Origin of the sequence: Kocuria sp. PD6, from assembly GCF_031844145.1 — a bacterium.
Lineage (GTDB): Bacteria > Actinomycetota > Actinomycetes > Actinomycetales > Micrococcaceae > Kocuria > Kocuria marina.
In genome coordinates, this window is record NZ_JAUZUS010000011.1 from 65,647 (window position 1) to 85,606 (window position 19,960).

16 protein-coding genes are annotated in these 19,960 nt (G+C 67.8%); 9 read left to right on the forward strand and 7 right to left on the reverse strand.

Annotation, left to right across the window (positions count from 1 at the left end):
- Positions 1–100: 100 nt before the first annotated feature.
- A complete protein-coding gene (locus tag Q9R22_RS10980) occupies positions 101–2,314 on the reverse strand; it encodes an NADP-dependent isocitrate dehydrogenase (protein WP_131332578.1) in 2,214 nt (737 codons plus the stop codon).
- Between the two features lie 202 nt (positions 2,315–2,516).
- Entirely contained in the window at positions 2,517–3,053 is a 537-nt protein-coding gene (locus Q9R22_RS10985) for a lipopolysaccharide assembly LapA domain-containing protein (RefSeq protein ID WP_242670625.1), read from the reverse strand.
- A 275-nt stretch (positions 3,054–3,328) separates the two neighbouring features.
- Between Q9R22_RS10985 and Q9R22_RS10990 the strand changes: the two genes are divergently transcribed.
- The 3 genes from Q9R22_RS10990 to Q9R22_RS11000 all read left to right on the forward strand — a co-directional run bounded on the left by Q9R22_RS10990 (position 3,329) and on the right by Q9R22_RS11000 (position 7,900).
- Positions 3,329–5,119, forward strand: coding sequence for an ABC transporter family substrate-binding protein (locus Q9R22_RS10990; RefSeq protein WP_131332579.1), 1,791 nt, complete (start codon positions 3,329–3,331; stop codon positions 5,117–5,119).
- 106 nt (positions 5,120–5,225) lie between these two features.
- Positions 5,226–6,761: an ABC transporter permease gene (locus Q9R22_RS10995; RefSeq protein WP_131332580.1), complete on the forward strand. Its 1,536-nt coding sequence runs from the start codon at positions 5,226–5,228 to the stop codon at positions 6,759–6,761.
- Entirely contained in the window at positions 6,758–7,900 is a 1,143-nt protein-coding gene (locus tag Q9R22_RS11000; protein ID WP_131332581.1) for an ABC transporter permease, read from the forward strand. Before Q9R22_RS10995 ends, Q9R22_RS11000 begins: the two co-directional genes overlap by 4 nt.
- Before the next feature lie 5 nt (positions 7,901–7,905).
- Here the strand turns inward: Q9R22_RS11000 and Q9R22_RS11005 are convergent, their stop codons facing one another.
- Positions 7,906–8,532 carry a PH domain-containing protein gene (locus tag Q9R22_RS11005; RefSeq protein WP_131332582.1) on the reverse strand — a complete coding sequence of 209 codons (627 nt, stop codon included), beginning with the start codon at positions 8,530–8,532 and terminating at the stop codon, positions 7,906–7,908.
- Between the two features lie 71 nt (positions 8,533–8,603).
- Between Q9R22_RS11005 and Q9R22_RS11010 the strand changes: the two genes are divergently transcribed.
- On the forward strand, positions 8,604–10,730 hold the full coding sequence (locus tag Q9R22_RS11010) for an ABC transporter ATP-binding protein (RefSeq protein WP_242670627.1): 2,127 nt from the start codon (positions 8,604–8,606) through the stop codon (positions 10,728–10,730).
- A gap of 139 nt (positions 10,731–10,869) precedes the next feature.
- Positions 10,870–11,568, forward strand: a complete 699-nt coding sequence (locus Q9R22_RS11015) for a maleylpyruvate isomerase family mycothiol-dependent enzyme (RefSeq protein ID WP_131332583.1) — start codon at positions 10,870–10,872, stop codon at positions 11,566–11,568.
- Between the two features lie 64 nt (positions 11,569–11,632).
- Here the strand turns inward: Q9R22_RS11015 and Q9R22_RS11020 are convergent, their stop codons facing one another.
- On the reverse strand, positions 11,633–12,787 hold the full coding sequence (locus tag Q9R22_RS11020; protein ID WP_131332584.1) for a calcium:proton antiporter: 1,155 nt from the start codon (positions 12,785–12,787) through the stop codon (positions 11,633–11,635).
- A 113-nt stretch (positions 12,788–12,900) separates the two neighbouring features.
- Positions 12,901–13,458: a hypothetical protein gene (locus Q9R22_RS11025; protein WP_242670629.1), complete on the reverse strand. Its 558-nt coding sequence runs from the start codon at positions 13,456–13,458 to the stop codon at positions 12,901–12,903.
- 106 nt (positions 13,459–13,564) lie between these two features.
- Here Q9R22_RS11025 and gatC point away from each other — a divergent pair, with 106 nt between their 5' ends.
- The 3 genes from gatC to gatB are packed head-to-tail and all read left to right on the forward strand — an operon-like array spanning position 13,565 to position 16,970.
- Positions 13,565–13,861 carry an Asp-tRNA(Asn)/Glu-tRNA(Gln) amidotransferase subunit GatC gene (gatC, locus tag Q9R22_RS11030; RefSeq protein WP_064846057.1) on the forward strand — a complete coding sequence of 99 codons (297 nt, stop codon included), beginning with the start codon at positions 13,565–13,567 and terminating at the stop codon, positions 13,859–13,861.
- A 2-nt stretch (positions 13,862–13,863) separates the two neighbouring features.
- The gene (gene gatA / locus Q9R22_RS11035; protein ID WP_131332585.1) at positions 13,864–15,465 is read left to right on the forward strand and encodes an Asp-tRNA(Asn)/Glu-tRNA(Gln) amidotransferase subunit GatA; all 1,602 of its coding nucleotides are present in this window, start codon (positions 13,864–13,866) and stop codon (positions 15,463–15,465) included.
- Positions 15,465–16,970 carry an Asp-tRNA(Asn)/Glu-tRNA(Gln) amidotransferase subunit GatB gene (gatB, locus tag Q9R22_RS11040; RefSeq protein WP_085107147.1) on the forward strand — a complete coding sequence of 502 codons (1,506 nt, stop codon included), beginning with the start codon at positions 15,465–15,467 and terminating at the stop codon, positions 16,968–16,970. Before gatA ends, gatB begins: the two co-directional genes overlap by 1 nt.
- Before the next feature lie 87 nt (positions 16,971–17,057).
- Here gatB and Q9R22_RS11045 read toward each other — a convergent pair whose 3' ends face one another.
- Positions 17,058–18,380 carry a CapA family protein gene (locus Q9R22_RS11045; RefSeq protein ID WP_131332587.1) on the reverse strand — a complete coding sequence of 441 codons (1,323 nt, stop codon included), beginning with the start codon at positions 18,378–18,380 and terminating at the stop codon, positions 17,058–17,060.
- Positions 18,381–18,574: 194 nt separating this feature from the next.
- Here Q9R22_RS11045 and Q9R22_RS11050 point away from each other — a divergent pair, with 194 nt between their 5' ends.
- On the forward strand, positions 18,575–19,414 hold the full coding sequence (locus Q9R22_RS11050; RefSeq protein ID WP_131332588.1) for a hypothetical protein: 840 nt from the start codon (positions 18,575–18,577) through the stop codon (positions 19,412–19,414).
- A 161-nt stretch (positions 19,415–19,575) separates the two neighbouring features.
- Here the strand turns inward: Q9R22_RS11050 and Q9R22_RS11055 are convergent, their stop codons facing one another.
- Complete coding sequence (locus tag Q9R22_RS11055; RefSeq protein ID WP_035965361.1) at positions 19,576–19,854, reverse strand: DUF1540 domain-containing protein; 279 nt, start codon at positions 19,852–19,854, stop codon at positions 19,576–19,578.
- Positions 19,855–19,960 lie beyond the last annotated feature (106 nt).

A 19,960-nucleotide genomic window follows, 5' to 3' on the forward strand; every position in this document is an offset into this window, starting at 1 on the left:
GACGCCGCACCGCCCCCGTACGGAGGCGACGCGGCGTCGTCGTCGGTTGCTGCGCGCGCGCGAACCTGGGTCCCTCACACGCGCGAGACACTCCGGAACGTCAGGCGCTGAGCCCGTCCACGATCTCGTTGAGCGTGGCGGAGGGGCGCATCACCGCGGAGACCTTCTCCGGGACGGGCCAGTAGTACCCGCCGAGATCCGCGGGGGAACCCTGCACGTCCAGCAGTTCGGCGTTGATGGTGTCCTCGTTCTCGCGCAGCTCGGAAGCGACCTTCTGGAACGCCTGCGCGAGCTCGGAGTCCTCGGTCTGCTGCGCGAGCTCCTCGGCCCAGAACTTGGCCAGGTAGTAGTGCGAACCGCGGTTGTCGAGCTCGTTGACCTTCCGGGACGGGGACTTGTTCTCGTTGAGGAAGGTCCCGGTCGCGCGGTCCAGGGTATCCGCGAGGACCTGCGCCTTGGCATTGTCGTAGCGGCTGGCGAGGTGCTCGAAGGACGCGGCGAGCGCCAGGAACTCACCCAGGGAATCCCAGCGCAGGTGGTTCTCCTCCTGCAGCTGCTGCACGTGCTTGGGCGCGGAACCACCGGCGCCGGTCTCGAACAGGCCACCGCCGTTCATGAGCGGCACGATGGACAGCATCTTGGCGGACGTGCCCAGTTCCAGGATGGGGAACAGGTCCGTGAGGTAGTCGCGCAGCACGTTACCGGTCACCGAGATGGTGTCCTCGCCGCGGCGCAGCCGCTCCACCGTGAACTTGGTGGCCTCCGCGGGGGAGAGGATCCGCAGGTCCAGACCGTCGGTGTCCTCCTCCGCGAGGTACTGCTCCACCTTGGTGATCAGGTTGCGGTCGTGGGCGCGGGACTCGTCCAGCCAGAACACGGCGGGCATCCCGGAGTCGCGGGAACGCCGCACGGCCAGCTGCACCCAGTCCTTGATGGGGGCGTCCTTGGCCTGGCACGCACGCCAGATGTCACCGGGCTGGACCTCGTGGGACAGCAGCACCTCACCGGCACCGTTGACCACCTGGACGGTGCCAGCGTCCTGGATCTCGAAGGTCTTGTCGTGGGAGCCGTACTCCTCGGCCTTCTGTGCCATCAAACCCACATTGGGGACGGTACCCATGGTCGTGGGATCGTACGCGCCGTTCTCGCGGCAGTCGTCGATCACGACCTGGTAGACCCCCGCGTAGGAGGAGTCCGGCAACACGGCCAGGGTGTCCTTCTGCTCGCCCTCGCGACCCCACATCTTTCCGGACGTGCGGATCATGGCGGGCATAGAGGCGTCCACGATCACGTCCGAGAGCACGTGGAGATTGGTGATGCCCTTGTCCGAGTTCACGTAGGCCAGCTCGGGGCCCTCGTCGATCGCCTTGTCGAACGCGGCCTTGATCTCCTGGCCGTTGTCCAGGGCGTCCAGGCCCGAGAGGATTCCACCCAGGCCGTCGTTGGGGGACAGCCCCGCCTTGGCGAGGTCCTCTCCGTAGCGGTCGAAGACGTCCCGGAAGAACGCGGTGACCACGTGGCCGAAGATGATGGGGTCGGAGACCTTCATCATGGTGGCCTTGAGGTGGGTGGAGAACAGGACGTCCTCGGACTTGGCGCGGGCCACCTGCTCCGCGAGGAACGCGTCCAGCGCGGCGGCGCTCATGAAGGTGCCGTCCACGACCTCACCGGCCAGTACGGGCAAGGACTCCTTGAGCACCGTGGTGCCCCGGTCGGTGACGAGCTGGATGGTCAGGGTGTCGTCCTCGGGGATGATCACGGACTTCTCGTTGCTGCGGAAGTCGTCGTGGCCGAGGGTGGCCACGTTGGTCTTGGAGTCCTTGCTCCACTCGCCCATGGAGTGCGGGTGCTGCCGGGCGTAGTTCTTCACGGCCTTGGGGGCTCGGCGGTCCGAGTTGCCCTCGCGCAGCACGGGGTTCACGGCGGAGCCCTTGACACGGTCGTAACGCGCGCGGATGTCCTTGGCCTCGTCCGAGGTGGCGACCTCGGGGTAGTCCGGCAGGTCGTAGCCGTCCGCCTGCAACTCCTTGATGGTTGCCTTCAGCTGCGGGATGGACGCGGAGATGTTCGGCAGCTTGACGATGTTCGCTTCCGGGGTCTCCACGAGTTCGCCCAGCTCGGCCAGGGTGTCCGGGACCCGCTGCTCGTCGGTGAGGCGGTCCGGGAACTGGGCCAGGATGCGCGCGGCCAGGGAAATGTCCCGGGTCTCCACCTCCACACCGGCGGTGGACGCGAACGCCTCCACGATCGGCTTGAACGAGTACGTAGCGAGCATGGGTGCTTCGTCGGTCTCGGTGTAGATGATCTTGGGCATGAGCGATGGCTCCTTGCGTTGACGGTCACTGGGCTGCCTCCCAGGATACCCGCTGGCCCGCACCCGATTCCGTGTGCGGCGGGCCCACCGGCTGGTCACCACGCGCCCTACGCGCTGTCACGCTCGCGCACTCCCCGGAGTACGACGACACGCGGCGCCGGTCCCGATCGACCGGCGCCGCGCGCCGTGGTGCAGTGGGCTCTCAGCCGTGCAGCGAGGTCCTGATCCGCTCGCGCTCGCGTTCGAGCTTGCGCACGCGGTGACTCAAGGAGAACATCCGCACGGACCCCACGAGGGCCATGATCAGGGCCCCGGCGATCGCCGAGAGCAGCATGGCCACGCCCAACGGAAGGCTGAACGTCCACGCCATGTACTCGAATCGCGTGGCCACGTTGTTCTGGATGATAAAGACCAGCAACAGGATCAGCACGATCACGCCCAGGATCAGCGCCGCCCACACGGTCCCCGACACGCCGCGCTTGACGGGCTTGTCCAGCGAGGGATCCACGGGGGAGGCCGTACCCCCTGCCCCCGAGGCCGAGTGCGCGGTCCCGCTGTCCGTGACCGCCGTCCCGGGACGTTGCGCGTCCACGGGGGCCGACGGCGCCGCGTGCGCGTTCGCGTACCCCTCGCGCAGCGGTTTGCCCGCGGAACGGGAGCCGGGAGTGTGAGGCGGGCGTGCGGCGTCGTCCGGGGGGAAGCGGGGCGCGTTACGGGGCTCGTGCGGTGTGTTGGTCACGGGGGGCCTCCTGACGGGGCGAAGTGATGATGGCAACAGCGTACGGCCAATATCACGGAATGTGATTCGATGCTCGGCATTGCCCGCGCCACGACGAAATCATCCGACACTCCCGTGACACGCGGAAGGTTTCTCCCCGAAAAGGTTATCCGCGAGTAACCTGTGCTTCATCGTGAGACGCACCACAATCCATCGGTGATGCCAGCCCCGACTCGGGGTAACAACCACCGGGGTGCAACGCACATTCCATGGACACCATATCGGGAGGAAACGTCATGGGAAAGTACACCTTCAAGGGGAAGGCTGCCGTGTCCGTCGCGGCAATCGCTGCACTCACGCTGACTGGCTGCGCCAGCGTGGGCGGCGGCAACGACAGCAACGGCGGCGGCGGTGACAGCAGCGCAAGCGCCCAGAGCGGCGGCGTGGTCAATGTCGCCGAGACCAACAAGTTCTCGGGTGCCAATCCGGGCTACACCAAGACGAACGTGGACATCAACGGCCACGTGGTCCAGATGACCCGCGAAGGGTTCATCACGGTGGACCCGGAGCAGAAGATCCACCCCAACGAGGGCTTCGGCACGTACAAGAAGGTCTCGGACGATCCCCTGACCGTCGAGTACACGATCAAGGACCCCAAGTGGTCCGACGGCAACGCGGTGGACAAGGCCGACCTCATGCTGTGGTGGTCCGTGCTCTCCGGCTACGCCAATGACGCGAGCGAGGACGGCAAGGCCGGCAAGGACTACTTCACGATCGCCGGCTCCACGGACATCCTGAGCTCCACGGACAAGCCCGAGTTCTCCGAGGACGGCAAGACCATGACCGTCACGTGGGGCAAGCAGAACGCGGACTGGGAGATCGCCTTCGACCAGAACTACCTGATGCCCGCGCACGTGGTGGCCAAGAAGGCCGGGATGTCCGAGGACGAGCTACTCAAGGTGCTCGAGAACCAGAAGAAGGGCGACTCCAAGAACCCCCAGAAGCAGCCCGAACTCGAGAAGATCGGCAAGGCCTGGGACACCTCCTTCAACTTCACCTCCACGCCCGAGGACAAGGACGTCCTCGTGTCCAACGGTCCGTTCACGATCGACAATGTGGTGGAAAACAATTCGGTCACGCTCAAGAAGAACGAGAACTACAACGGCAGCATGCCCGGCAAGCTGGACGAGATCACCCTGCGCACCATCGGCGACGCCACGGCTCAGATCCAGGCGCTGCGCAACGGCGAAGTGGACATCATGCAGCCGATCAACGTCAACAAGGACACGATGGACCAGGTCAAGCAGATCGAGAATGTGAACGTGCAGCAGGGCGACCAGCTCGCGTACGACCACGTGGACCTGAACTTCGGCTCGGACACCTTCAAGGACAAGGAGACCCGCGAGGCGTTCCTGAAGACCATCCCGCGCCAGCAGATCCTCGACCAGCTGATCAAGCCGGTCAAGGAGGACGCCGAGGTGCTCAACTCGCAGATGTTCGTCTCCAGCCAGGGCGAGCCCTACACCAAGGCCGTGGAGAAGAACGACGCCAAGAAACTCTACGGGGACGTGGACATCGACGGCGCCAAGAAGCTGCTCGACGGCAAGACCCCCACCGTGCGGATCCTTTACAACAACGGCAATCCGCAGCGCGTGGACACCTTCCAGCTGATCAAGGAGTCCGCGGAGAAGGCCGGGTTCAAGGTCGAGGACCTGGGCGATCCCAACTGGTCCGAGAAGCTCGCGGACGGCGACTACGACGCGTCCCTGTACGGCTGGGTCTCCCCGGGCGTGGGCACCGAGATGCTCTCGCAGATCTTCAAGACCGGCGGCGGCGGCAACTACAACGAGTACTCGAACGCGGACGTGGACAAGCTCGTGGACGAGGCCCGCGCCAACCTGGACGAGTCCTCGCGCAACGACCAGATCGCTGAGGTGGACAAGCACACCTTCGAGGACGCCTACGGCCTCCCGCTGTTCCAGTCCGTGGGCTACGTGGCCACCTCGGACAAGATCGCCGGAGTGGACAAGTACCAGCCGAACCAGACCGGCGTGTTCTGGAACGTTTCCGAGTGGAGCCGCAAGTAGGACGGTCGACCTCGGTTGACCGAGTCCTTCCCCTCATGATGCTGCGCGGGCGCGGAACGCCGTGTCCGCGCAGCGTCGTGACCACCACTCGTTCAGAGGCAGCATCATGATTTCTTACATCCTCAGACGGCTCATCACCGCCGTCCTCATCCTGCTGGGCGCATCGTTCCTCGTGTACCTCATGACGGCGGCCTCCGGCGACCCGCTGTGGGACCTGTACGGAAACCCCAACGCCCAACAGCTGATCCCCGCCCGCGTGGAGGCCCTCAACCTGGACACACCGCCCGTGCTGCGCTACTTCACGTGGCTCGGCGGGGCACTCGGGTGCCTCGTGCCCTTTGCGGACACCTGCTCCCTGGGCGTGAGCCGCGAGGGCCAGGAGGTGACGAGCCTACTCTCCTTCGCCATGGGCCAGACCATCATGCTGGTCACGATCGGTACCATCCTGGCCATCGTCGTGGGTATCACCCTGGGTATCGTCTCCGCACTGCGGCAGTACTCGGGCCTGGACTACGGCATCACGTTCCTGACCTTCCTGTGCTTCTCGCTGCCGAGCTTCTGGCTCGCGGTGCTGCTCAAGGAAGTGGCGGCCATTCAGTTCAACGACTTCCTGCAGAACCCGTCACTGTCCATCGGGGCGCTGCTCGCAATCTCCGTGGTGGCTGGGCTCATCTGGTTCCTGGTCTCGTTCGGGCGCACGCGGACCCGCATCCTCATGGGTGTCCTGGGCTTCGTGGTCACCTTCGGGATCATCTACTTCGTGCTCGCGACCAACTGGCTCGCGCACCCCTTCCTGGGCATCCCGCTGATCGCACTGACCGGCATTCTGATGGCCGTGATCGCCACCGTGCTCATAGCGGGACTACGCAACAAGCGGGCCCTGTACGCCGGGCTGGCCACCGTGGTGGTGGGTCTCGTGCTGTACTTCCCCGTCCAGGCCCTCTTCGTCGGGGGCGGGCTGCTGACTCTACTGGCGTTGGTCGTCGTGATGATCCTGGTGGGTGTGGGAGCCGGTTACGTCGCCGGAGGCTACGACCGTGGTCAGGGCGCCCGCGTGGGCGGGGTCACCGGCTTCTTCGTGGCCCTGCTGATCATCCTGGACCGCTTCATGCAGTCGTGGCCGGACTACGTGAACTCCGGTCACATCCGGGGCCGGCCCATCGCCACGGCCAACTCCTCCACCCCGGGCTTGTCGGGTGACTTCTGGATCACCGGCCTGGACCGGTTCACCCACCTCTTGCTGCCCACCATCTGTATCACCCTGCTGGCGCTCGCGTCCTACTCGCGGTACTCGCGCGCGTCCATGCTGGAGATCATGGGCCAGGACTACGTGCGCACCGCGCGCGCCAAGGGCCTGTCGGAGCGGACCGTGGTCATGCGTCACGCGTTCCGCAACGCGCTGATCCCGCTGGCCACGCTCGTGGCCTACGACATCGGCGGTCTGATCGGCGGCGCGATCATCACGGAATCCGTATTCGCGTTCACCGGTATGGGGCAGTTGTTCATCCAATCGGTGCGCAACGTAGACCCCAACCCGGTGATGGGCGTGTTCCTGATCACCGGCATCGTCGCCATGGTCTTCAACCTGATCGCTGACCTGGTGTACTCCGTACTCGACCCGCGCGTGAGGGTGAAAGCATGAGCCAGCCACAACCTATCGACGTCCCCCAGCAGGTCGAACAGACCCCGCAGACCGGCGAGAAGCCCGAGGACGTGCGCGGCAAGAGCCAGGGTCAGCTGGTACGCCAGCGGTTCTTCGGCAACACGGGCGCCGTCGTGTCCCTGATCGTCCTGTTGTTCATCGTGGTGCTGTCCGTCACCTCGCTGGGTGTCGGTCCCATCCCGGGATGGTGGAAGTGGAACCCGGACGCCACGGGAACCGTGCTCAACGGTGGCCGGCCCACGCTGTCCCTGCTCCCGCCCTCGCTCGGGGAGCACCCGTTCGGCCAGGACAACCTGGGCCGTGACCTGTTCGCCATGGCCATGCAGGGCACCCAGTACTCCCTGGTGGTCATGATCGTGGTGGGCCTTATCGCGGGCCTCGTGGGCACCGTGGTGGGTGGCCTCTCCGGGTACTTCCGGGGCTGGACCGAGGCCGTGCTGATGCGTCTGACCGACGTGATCATCATCATCCCCCTGGTGATCCTGGCAGCCCTGTTGGGCCGCCTGGCCATCTCGTGGGTGCGCGCCCACAACCTGCCCACGTTCGCCACGGTGATCGCCCTGGGTCTGCTGATCGGTCTAGCCTCGTGGCCGCCGCTCGCGCGCCTGGTGCGCGGTGAGTTCCTCACGCTGCGCGAGCGCGAGTTCGTGGACGCCGCGCGACTGGCCGGTGCCTCGAGCGGGCGGATCATCTTCAAGCACATCCTGCCCAACACCGTGGGTGTGATCACCGTGAACATCACGCTGTTGATGTCCTCGGCGATCCTGCTGGAGACCGCGCTGTCCTACCTGGGTCTGGGTATCCAGGCCCCGGACTGGTCCCTGGGCCGGTTGATCAGCGAGAACCAGACCGCCTTCGCGACCCGTCCGTGGTTGTTCTGGTGGCCGGGTGTGTTCATCGTGGCGATCGCGCTGACCATCAACTTCATCGGTGACGGTCTGCGTGACGCGTTCGACCCGCGCCAGCGCAAGTTCAACCCCAAGCGCGCCCGCGAGACCGGCGAGCGCACGGACCAGTACCCGGACGCGCTCACCGCATCCGAGCCGGGGACGAAGCCCGCGGTGAACGCCGGGGCCGAGACAGGGACGCGCGGGGACACCGGCCGGGACGGACGATGATCAGTTCACACGGTGAACAGCACGGCGCTCGCGGCGGCCAGCGGCACGATCGCCGCGAGCGGGCCGGGCACGTAGCGGACCCGCACCGAATCGGGTGCGGCGTCCCGGGCAAAGACGTCCAGCTCACCGGTCTCGATCTTGCGTTGCCACGTGTCGCGGACGCGGTGCGCGGCGGCGCCGGAAGCGGTCGAGGTCAGGTCGCCCACGCGCACCGCGCCGCCCGGTCGGGCGATCGGGTGATTGCGGTTCACGGCGTCCACACCGGAGCGCAGGGCGGCGCCCGCACCGGCGGAGGGCAGGGCGAAACACGAGTGGGCGCCCTGGTCCGTGGCGATGGTCACCGCGAAACGGGTGCGCACGTCCACGATCCGGCTCCACGGAATGCTCACCGTGCGCAGGGGGTTCACCACGCGCACCTCGTCCGCGTGCACCTCGAGCCGGGGGCGCCAGTACAGCGCGTACCCGAGCGCCGCCAGGGCGAGACCACCGAACACGGCGCCCGCGTGGTGCGCCACGGTGTGGCCCCAGCCCGCGAAGCACACCACCAGACCCAGGACCACCAGGAATCCCGTGAGCCACGGGGCCGACGACGCTCGGTAGGTTTCGGGCTCGCCGGCGGGTTCTCGGGTCATGACCCCCATGCTAGGCAATGCGCGCGTGCTGCGGCCGCGCGCCCAGTTCTCGACACGATGGAGCACACACGATGAGCACCTCGAACCAGCCCGAGGGCACCCCGCGACCCCACGACGCGGCGCAGGACCCGAACGCGGCGTCGTCGCACGAGGCCACGGCCGCCGAGCACAACGCCCCGTGGGACGGCACGCCGAGCGGCGACGGGCGGGTGGCCACCGAAGGCCCCGGTAACCCCTCCGCGGCTCACGCTCGCGCTGCCGGATCGTCCGGTGCCACGGCCGCCGACGCCGCTGCGGTCACCGGTCGCGCCGACGGAACCGCGGCCGCGGGTGCAGCCGCCGACGGCAGTGCCGCGGCGGGTGCCACCGCCGAGGGCGCGCAGAAACGGCGTGGTCGGCGGGCGCAGCGCAACGAACCCACCGTGCGGCGCGGCCCGGCCCGCAGGACCGTGGCCCGCGGTGAACCCGTGCTGAGCGTGCGCGGGCTGTCCGTGGACTTCGGCGTGGACCGGGACTGGGCGCCGGCCGCGATCGACCTGAACTACGACGTCGCAGCGGGGGAGGTGCTCGCGATCGTGGGCGAGTCCGGTTCGGGCAAGTCCGCGAGCTCGATGTCCATGCTGGGGCTGCTGCCCTCCAACGCACGCGTGCGCGGTTCGGCCGTGCTGGCCGGGGAGGAACTGATCGGGCTGCGCGGCAACGCGCTGCGGCGCGTGCGTGGCGAGGAGATCGCCGTGATCTTCCAGGAGCCCATGACCGCGCTGAACCCCGTGTACACGGTGGGCCAGCAGATCGTGGAGACCATCCGCCTGCACCGGGACATCTCACCCGCCGAGGCCGCCGAACGTGCCCGGCAGATGCTCACCATGGTGGAACTGCCGGACCCCGAGAAGGCGTTCCGTTCCTACCCCCACCAGCTCTCCGGTGGTCAGCGGCAGCGCGCGATGATCGCGCAGTCCCTCTCGTGCGACCCCAAACTGCTGATCGCGGACGAGCCCACCACGGCCCTGGACGTGACCGTACAGGCGGAGATCCTGGACCTGATCCGCAACCTCAAGGACCAGCTGGACTCGGCGGTCATCCTGATCACCCACGACATGGGTGTGGTGGCGGACCTCGCGGACAACATCGCGGTCATGCAGAAGGGCGTGATCGTGGAACAGGGCACGGCGGAGCAGATCTTCACCGCACCGCGCCACCCCTACACCCGCTCGTTGCTCGAGGCCGTGCCCCACCTGGGCCAGGGCAACGAGAACGACGAGTCCGTGGACATGGTCGCCGCGCTCGAGCGTTCCGTGGTCATGCCCATGGTGGTGGACCGCAGCACGGCGGAGGCAGCGTCCATGGACACGCTCGCCCAGCGGGTCGTGGAACCGGTGCTGCAGTTGAAGGACGTGGCCATCGAGTACCCCAAGCAGGGCCGCAACCCCGCGTTCCGCGCGGTCGAGGGCGTCAGCCTCACCGTGGCAGCCGGGGAGACCGTGGGTCTCGTGGGTGAATCCGGTTCCGGCAAGACCACGATCGGCCGCGCCGCGGTGGGACTGCTGCCCGTGGTCGAGGGATCGCTTGTGGTGGACGGCGTGGAACTGCACGGTGCCCCGCGCGCCAAGCTCAACGCGGTGCGCAAGGACGTGGGCATGGTCTTCCAGGACCCCGCGTCCTCGCTGAACCCGCGGCTGCCGATCGGTGAGTCGATCGGTGAGCCCATGTTCCTGGCCGGCGAGGCAAAAGGGGCGCAACTGCAGCAGCGCATCGAGCAACTCCTGGACCAGGTGCGGTTGCCGCGCAACTACCGCAACCGTTACCCGCACGAGCTCTCGGGCGGTCAGAAGCAGCGCGTGGGCATCGCCCGGGCCCTGTCCCTGAAGCCGAAACTGCTCGTGGCGGATGAACCCACGTCCGCGCTGGACGTGTCCGTGCAGGCCACGGTCCTGGAATTGTTCGAGCAGCTGCAAGCGGAGATGGGCTTCGCGTGCTTGTTCGTGACCCACGACCTCGCGGTGATCGACCGGCTCGCCAACCGGATCGTGGTCATGCAGCACGGGCACATCGTGGAACAGGGCTCGCGCGAAGCGGTGCTGCGCCACCCCGAGCAGGAGTACACCAAGCGCTTGCTCGCCGCGGTGCCCGTGCCCTCGCCCGAGGCCCAGCGCACGCGCCGCGAACTGCGTCAGCAGTTGGCCCACACGGTGTCCTGAGCATGATCGGAGCCCCGGGAGCAGCGCGGTTCGCGCGGCAGCCCGGGGCTCCGCCCATGGGGGACTCGGACGATATGCGTATGTGTTGAGCCCTGCCATCGTGCGCTGGCTCGCGTGGGGAATTACTACAGTGGGAGCCATGATGAATCCGGCACGCCTCAACTCCGACCTCTCCCGTCTGAGGCGGGAGACCGACATGTTCCTCGCGACCGTGGAGTCCCTCTCGGACGAAGAAATGGTGGGCCCCACCCTGTGCGAGGGTTGGGACCGCGCGCACGTGATCGCGCACCTGGCCTCCAACGCCCGCGCCCTGGTCAAGCTCATCGACTGGGCCACCACGGGTGAACCGCAGCAGCCCTACGAGTCCCACGAGGCGCGCGAGCAGGAGATCGACGAGCTCGCCGCGCTGCCCAAGGACGAGCTGATCGAGACCTTCAAGCAGAACGCGCAGTTCTTCGCCGAGCAGTGCGAGCGTCTCAAGGGCGACATCGTCACCGAAGAGCTCGACCTGCACGGTAAGCCCGTCCCGGCCACGTCCGTGCCCGCGGTGCGGATCGCGGAGGTCGTGGTGCACCACCACGACCTGGACACCACGTGGACCGTGGCGGAAGCGGACCCGGACTCCCTGCTCAACGCCGTGGAGGCCGCGGTGCGCACCATGCGGGCCAAGGGTGCCCCGGGGATGACCCTGCGCACCGAGGAGCGGGACGAGTGGATCATCGGCGACGGCGGTCAGCTCATCACCTCCGACCGCGAGGGCATGCTGCGGTGGCTGGCCCGCGGTGACGACGAGTTCGTGGAGTCCGAGGGCGCCCTGCCCGAGCTCCCCTCGTGGTGAACGCGGCTCGCTGATCCGCTGTCGGACTGACCCCGCTGGGCCTCCCAGCGGGGTCAGTTGCGCATCAGGAGAACACCGTGATCCCGTAGGCCGCGAAGATCACCAGGTGCGCCGCACCGTGGATCGACGTGACCCTGGAGGATGCGAACGTGGTGAGGGACAGTCCCAGCGTGATCCCGAGCAGCACCAGGTTCGCGGGGCTCTCGGCGAGCACGACCGTTTGATCGGTGAGCAGCCCGATCACGAGTATCGCCGGGATGGTCAACCCCACCGTGGACACCAGCGCCCCGTGGCACAGGTTGCTCACGCGCTGGATCTCCCCGGCCAGCGCGGCGCGCAGCGCGGTGAGGGATTCGGGCAGGAACACGATGGCCGCGATCAGCACGCCGGCCAGCGCGGGCGGTGCCCCCACACGGCCGAGCCCATCGTCCAACAGCGAGGCCATGTCGTGGGACAGCACCACGATGGGCACCACGGTGATCACGAGCAATGCCAGGCGCGCGAGGATCTCGGTGCGGTGCTCGGCCAGGACCGAGCGCAGGGAAGGACGCGTCGTCGTCGTCTCCCGGGCCGCGGTCTCCGGACCCGGGCGCAACCGGGGGTCCACTTCGGTGAAGTCCACGGCCTGCGCGCCCGCCTGTCGGTACAGGAAGAACGCGTAGATCGCCACAGTGACTGCGATGATGGAGATCTCCTGCCACGGCTGGTACGCGCCGTCGGTGCCGAGGGCCGCGGGTAGCACGAAGGCCAGGGCGCTCAGGACCACGAGCAGCGCCAGGTAGTTGGAGGTTCCCGTCCGATTGTGGGCCATGTCCCCGTGCTTGAGGCCGCCCACGAGCAGGCACAGACCGATTACCAGGTTGAGGATGATCATGGCCACGGCCATCACGGAGTCCCGCGCGATCGTGGCGTGCTCACCGGGGCCCAGCATGACGGCGGAGATCAACACCACCTCGATCACGACGATGGACAGGGTCAGCACCAGCGAACCGTACGGATCGCCGAGCCTGTGGGCCAGGTGTTCGGCCTGTTGCACGACGCCCGTGGCCGCGTACAGGATCACGCCCACGATCACCACGAGCGCCCCCACGAGCAGCGGGGAGGACACGGGTGGGGCCAGCAGCGAGCCGGAGAGTTGAAGCAGCACGAAGAATCCCCATCCCGCGATCACGCGGGCCAGGGCTCCCGGAGTCAGGATGGAACGACGCGTGGGGGACATGGAAGCGTCAGCTCGATTCTCGGGACTGTGCGCGCCCCGGTCCGGGCGGGGTCGTCCCCGAGCTATCCGGTGTGCTGACGGGTCGTCCCGTCGGAGGAGGCGATGTCCGGGTCTCAGTCACGCACCGCGAACAACCACGGATCCGCTCGATCCGTGTGCGGATCGCCAAAGTTCACGAACGTGCGGCCCTTGGCCTCCACGACATTGTATTCCTGGATAACTTCCAGGCTGAGCCGTTCGCGGTGGGCTACCTCCACGATCACCGCGGTGGCACCGGAGCGGTCCGGGAGGGTGGCCGGGTAGGCCAGTGCGGCGACGAGCAATCCGGAGGCCTTCTCTCGCGCGATGTCCCGCAGTTCGGCCAGCACGTCCTGGGGGGCCAGATCGTTCACACGAGACGGGTCCACCGAATCCAGTTCGAACTCCCCGTCCTTGGCGCCGGTGACCAGGAAGGCCGGGAATGCTCCGTATTGGCGCACCTGTTCCTCCACGACCGCCTGGACGTGGCTCAGTGCGGTGTCCACGGTCTCCACGGCGGAGTCCGAGACCCACTGGCGCCACGCGTTGTCGTGATCCACGCGGGCGCGCGCGGCGTCCGCCCGGGTCATCCGGGAGGTGCCCTTGGAAGGCGTGGAGCGGCGTCGTGATGAACGGGCGGAGGACTGAGCCACGAAGTGGGACCCCTTCGGGAGATCGGCGGGAGAACGGGAGTACTGAGTCCAGGGTAGGCGCTCGCTAGACTGGATCGGAACCAATCAGCGAATACCAGGAGCATGCATGTCTGCGATCAATCGCGAGCAGGTGGCGCACCTGGCCGAACTCGCGCGCATCGAGATGTCGGACGAGGAACTGGCCCGTGTGGCCGGTGAACTCGATCTCATCGTCGAATCCGTGGCCTCGGTCAGCCAAGCCGCCGGGGACGACGTCCCCGCCACGAGCCACCCCCTGCCGTTGCACAACGTCTTCCGCGAGGACGTGGTGGGGGAGACCCTCACGCAGGAGGAAGCCCTGAGCAACGCACCGGACAGCCAGGACGGCAAGTTCCGGGTCCCGGCGATCCTGGACGGGGAGTGAGCATGAGCGAGCGCATCGTAGAACTGTCCGCCGCGGACCTCGCGGCCAAGCTGGCTTCCGGTGAGGTCTCCTCGGTGGACGCCGTGACCGCGCACCTCGAGCAGATCGAGGCCACGGACGGCACCCCGCTGGACGCCCAGGACCGCTCGCACGGGACCGACGGGCTGAACGCGTTCCTGCACCGCAACCGCGAGGAGGCCCTGGACGTGGCCCGTGGTGTGGACGAGGCACGCGCCAAGGGTGAGCAGTTGCCCGAGCTCGCGGGTGTGCCCGTGGCGGTCAAGGACCTCATCGTGACCAAGGGCCAGCCCACCACGGCGGCGTCCCGGATGCTCGAGGGTTGGATGAGCCCGTACGACGGCACGGTGACCCGCAAGCTGCGTGCGGCGCGCATGCCCATCCTGGGCAAGACCAACCTGGACGAGTTCGCCATGGGTTCGTCCACCGAGCACTCGGCGTTCGGTCCCACGCGCAACCCGTGGGACCTGCGCAAGATCCCGGGCGGTTCCGGTGGCGGTTCCGCCGCCGCGGTCTCCGCGTTCCAGGCGCCCCTGGCCCTGGGCACGGACACCGGTGGCTCCATCCGCCAGCCCGCGGCCGTGACCGGCACGGTGGGCGTCAAGCCCACGTACGGTTCGGTGTCCCGTTACGGCGTGATTGCCATGGCGTCCTCGCTCGACCAGGTGGGCCCGTGCTCCCGCACGGTGCTCGACGCCGCACTGTTGCACGAGGTCGTGGGCGGTCACGATCCCGCCGACTCCACTTCGCTGACGGATCCCGTGGGCTCCTACGCCCGCGCCGCGCGCGAGGGAGCGGCCGAGGGTGGGCTCAAGGGGCTGCGCGTGGGCGTGGTCCAGCAGCTGAGCGGCGAGGGTTTTCAGGCCGGTGTGCAGCAGCGCTTCGAGGAGTCCCTCGAACTCCTGCGCGCCGCGGGCGCCGAGATCGTGGACGTCCAGACGCCCAACTTCGAGTACGCGCTGGGTGCCTATTACCTGATCATGTCCTCGGAGGTCTCCTCCAACCTGGCCAAGTACGACGGCGTGCGCTTCGGTCTGCGCGTCACTCCCGAGGGCACTCCCACCATCGAGAAGGTCATGAGCGCGTCCCGCGCCGCAGGCTTCGGGGACGAGGTCAAGCGCCGGATCATCCTGGGGACGTATGCGCTGTCCGCGGGGTACTACGACGCGTACTACGGTTCCGCACAGCAGGTGCGCACGCTCGTACAGCGTGATTTCGCGGCGGCGTTTGAGGAGGCGGACGTGCTGATCTCGCCCACCGCGCCCACCACCGCGTTCGACATCGGGGGCGTGGACGAGTCCGCGGATCCCATGCAGATGTACCTGAACGACATCGCCACGATCCCCACCAACCTCGCGGGGATCCCCGCGATCTCCCTGCCGGGCGGCCTGGCACCGGAGGACGGGCTGCCCGTGGGGATCCAGTTCATGGCACCGGCGCGCGAGGACGCCCGCGTGTACCGCGCCGGAGCCGGTCTGGAGCGGTTGCTCACCGAGCAGTGGGGCGGCCCGCTGTGGCGGGAACGCGCCGACGTGACCGCCACCGTTCGTGACTTTGCGGCCACTGCCGCGCAGGGAGGCAAGTGATGAGCCAGGACGTGCTGTCCTTCGAGGAAGCCCTCGAGCGCTTCGACCCCGTCCTGGGGTTCGAGGTGCACGTGGAGCTGAACACCAAGACCAAGATGTTCGATGCCGCCCCCAACACCTTTGGGGACGAGCCCAACACCAACGTGACCCCGGTGTCCCTGGGGCTGCCCGGCGTGCTGCCGGTGGTCAACGGCAAGGCAGTGGAATCCGCGATCAAGCTCGGTCTCGCGCTGAACTGCTCGATCGCGCAGAAGTGCCACTTCGCACGGAAGAACTACTTCTACCCGGACACCCCCAAGAACTTCCAGACCTCGCAGTTCGACGAGCCCATCGCGTTCGACGGGCACCTGGACCTCGAGCTGGAGGACGGCACGGAGTTCCGCGTGGAGATCGAGCGCGCCCACATGGAGGAGGACGCCGGCAAGCTGACCCACATGGGCGGGGATGCCGGGCGGATCCAGAACGCGCAGTACTCCCTGGTGGACTACAACCGCGCAGGTGTGCCGCTCATCGAGATCGTGACCAAGCCCATCGTGGGTGCGGGGGAGCGGGCGCCGGAACTGGCCCGCGCCTACGTGGCCGCGATCCGCGAGATCGTGAAGAACCTCGGCATCTCGGACGCCCGCATGGAGCGCGGCAACGTGCGCTGCGACGCGAACGTGTCTCTGATGCCCAAGGGCGCCACGCAGTTCGGCACGCGCTCGGAGACGAAGAACGTGAACTCGCTGCGCGCCGTGGAGCGCACCGTGCGCTACGAGATCCAGCGCCACGCCGCCGTGCTCGCCGCGGGGGAGAAGGTCACGCAGGAGACCCGCTTCTGGCACGAGGACACCCGGTCCACGACCGCGGGGCGGCCCAAGTCGGACGCGGACGACTACCGCTATTTCCCCGAACCGGACCTGGTGCCCGTGGTGACCACGGCGGACTGGATCGAGGAACTGCGCGCGAGCCTTCCCGAGCCCCCCGCCGAGCGCCGCAAGCGGCTGAAGGCGGACTGGGGGTACACGGACGAGGAGTTCCGCGACGTCGTCAACGCGGGTGTGCTGGACGAGATCGAGCAGACCATTGCCGCGGGCGCCTCCGCCGCCGTGGCGCGCAAGTGGTGGATGGGTGAGATCGCCCGCCTCGCCAAGCAGCGCGAGGTCGAGATCGCGGACCTGCCCGTGACCCCGGCCCACGTGGTCGAACTCAACGGGCTGATCGACGGCGGCAAGATCAACGACAAGCTGGCCAAGAAGGTCCTCGGTTTCGTGGTCGAGGGTGAGGGCACCCCGGCGGAGATCGTGGAGTCCCGCGGGCTCGCGGTCGTCTCCGACGACGGCGCCCTCACCGCCGCCGTGGACGACGCCATGGCCCAGATGCCGGACGTGGTCGAGAAGATCAAGGGCGGCAAGGTCCAGGCCGTGGGCGCCCTGATCGGACCGGTCATGAAGGCCACGCGCGGCCAGGCGGACGCCGGACGCGTGCGCCAGATCATCCTGGGGAAGCTCGGCGTGCAGGGCTGACGCCCCCGTCACGAGCACGGAGAAGGCCGGTTCCGGGACCTTCACGGGTCTCGTGGAACCGGCCTTCTCTCGTGAACGTTCCGCCGCTCAGTCTTCCGTTTCCTCCGCGACCCGCCACTCCCGCAACCCGTTCGCCGTCGCCGAGTCTGTGTTGATGATCCCCGCGATGCGCTCGCGGATCTGCCGGTCCTCCTGGGGGGAGCGGCACACGCCGTTGGGCTGGTCCGAGGCCGTGGAGCACCACTGGAACCGGCCGTCCTGGGTGTTGGAGCTCGGTGCCCAGGCCAGGTCGCTGACCCGCCACGCGCCGTCGTCCCCGAGCGCGAACTGGAAGCGCGTGATCAGACCCTGGTTGTTGTTCTCGTACGCCGGGGAGGTCTCCGTGACGGTGTTGCCCAGTCCGTAGACGATCCACTTGCCGTTGTAGTGCTCGATGGGCTGCACGCTGTGCGAACCGTGACCGTACACGGCGTCGAACGCACCGGAATCAATCAGCGAGTGGGCCGTGGTTTTCTGGTAGGCGTCGGCGTCGTCCTGGTACTCGATGATCGAGTGCATGGCCGCGATCACCACGTCCGCGCCCTGCTGGCGCGCCTTCTTCGCCTGCGCCACGGCGCGGTCGATGTCCTGTCGCGCGGCCTGCGGCTCCTCGGCGGGGTCCCGCAGCCGGTCCACCTGCCAGTCGTGCTCCGCCCGCTGGCCGTTGAGACTGTTGGTCCCGGTGACCACGGCCACGGTCCCGGCCGGGGTCTCCAGCAGCATGGGCTCCTCGGATGCGCGCTCGGAAGTGTACGAGCCGGTGTGCTTGAGGCTCGCGTCGTCGAGGGTCGCCAAGGTCCGGTTCACGCCCTCGGTGCCGCGGTCCACGGTGTGATTGGTCGCGGACGTGCACGCGTCGTAACCCGTGTTCTTGGCCGCCACGGTGATCTCCGGCGGCACACTGAAGCTCGGGTAGTCCGAGTAGGGCCCACCCTTGGGCGCCACCGGGGTCTCCATCTCGCAGATGGCCACGTCGGCCTGGTCCAGGTACGGCTTCTGGCCGGCCAGCAGCGGGTCGAAGTCGAAGTGTCTGCTTTGGTTCATGGCCGGGTCCACCGCGAAGTTGCGCCACAGGCCTTCGTGCAGCAGGAGATCACCGGTCATCGCCACGGTGAAGCACGCGTCCTCGGGACACTCCGGGCCCTTACCGGGCTCGCTCGCACGGGCCGTCTCGCTCGTCGCCCGGTTGGTGGCGGACGACGTCGCTGCGCCGGGATTCTGCCCCGCGTCCTCCTGTGCGTCCCCGCTTAAGGCCCCGCACCCGGAGACCAGCAACGCCACCCCGGTCAGTGCCGCGGCCCCGGCGATCCGCGGCGAGCGTGATCGTCGGGCGGCGCGGGATGAACGGGGTCGGAGGGGTAGGGGAGGCATGCTGCGATGCTATCGCACGTGTCCGTGATCTGAATCACCTCCATTTAGGTCATAAAAATCTGACCAAATTCGTCGCAAACCCTTCCGTTCACCTTTTTGGGAGGTTAGGCTTTCCTAAGTTTTGCGAATCGGGTGCGATCGGGATGTTCTCGGCGGACCCGGTCGGATTGGTCACAACGGAAGCGGGGGCGATCGTGGGTCGAACCGACAACGGTGCACAGCTCGGGTACGTGGGCGTGTCGGAGCGCGTGGTGTCGCTCGCGCACCGCATGCTCGCGGGCGCGGGCCGAGCGAACGTGGTCGCCTACCGCCTCGAGGGTCAACCTACACTGCCGTGCTTGGCGCACGGGTTCATGCCGGACGGCCGGATGGTCATGGCTGCGGCTCCCCAGCCCGACACCGCTGCGCTGACCCCGGCGGGGCACACCGTGGACGTGCGCGTGGACATCGCCAAGTTCGCTCCGGACCCCTCCGTACGCATCGTGGCGGCCAGTGCACACTTCCTGGCGGGTCTTGAGTGGCTGACCCCGGGTGAGACCGACGAACTCCTCATGACGGGGGAGTTGCCGGAGCTCGTGGCGGCCGTGGCCGACACGGCCTCCGGGCGACTCGCGATCGTCTCCACGGCACGGGTCGTGGTTCATGACGGTTCGGGTGCCACGCCACTGAACGTCGACCAGGTGCGGGCGTTCGGCCGCGAGCTCGGGGATTCCATGGCCGCGGTGAACACCGAAGCCGTGGCCCTGGACGCCGCGGTGTCCGTGGATCCAATCGATCTGGCCGGGATGTGCGATGCCGCGGAGAACGGATGGATCCCCGCCCACCTGCTGACGCGTAAGCCCTCGAGCGGCGGGTGCGCTCACACCCGGAATCGGGATTTCGTGGTGGACGTGGATCTCACCGGGGTCACGGTTCTGCGCGAGGGTTCGACCGCTACCAGCGTCTACTTCGTCCCGTTCCATCGTCCGACGTCGTCCGCACAAGACCTCGCCGACAACCTCGCATCCCTGCTGGGCACCCCCGCCGCAGCGTGACGCCGCGCCGGTACCCCAGCGGCAGCGTCACACCCCGAGGCTGTCCGGCGGTCGTGTGAACCTGCCGGGGCTCGATCAATCGTTGCAGACATGAGAGGACCGCGAGTCGCATGACTCGCGGTCCTCTCATGTCTGCAGTTGTTACTCGGTGAGCTCCGCGATCAGCGGGCTTCGTAGCTCGCGCAGTTGGCGTCCGCAGTGACCTCGATCGACGAGGCGGTGCACAATAGGTCCTTGTTGTGCACGCACTCGAGGCGCTGGCACGCGCCCACCTGGCCGTTGGCGGTGGGCAGGCCACCGCGCGCGTCGAGCGAGATGAACGTGGTGCACGAGGCCTCGGAGCCCTGGCCGCCCACCGTGATGGCGGGGGCGGTGCAGCCGTTGTCGTTGAAGGCGCAGCCGGTGGCGGTGCAAGCGGAAACAGCGGTGAGAGTGGCCATGATCTTCTCCTGTGATTCGGGTGGTGCTCTGATCGCCGGATGAACTGATCTGGACACTACGGGTGTTTTTCGGGGCGCGCCAGTAAGTTGACCCTTATGGTAAAAG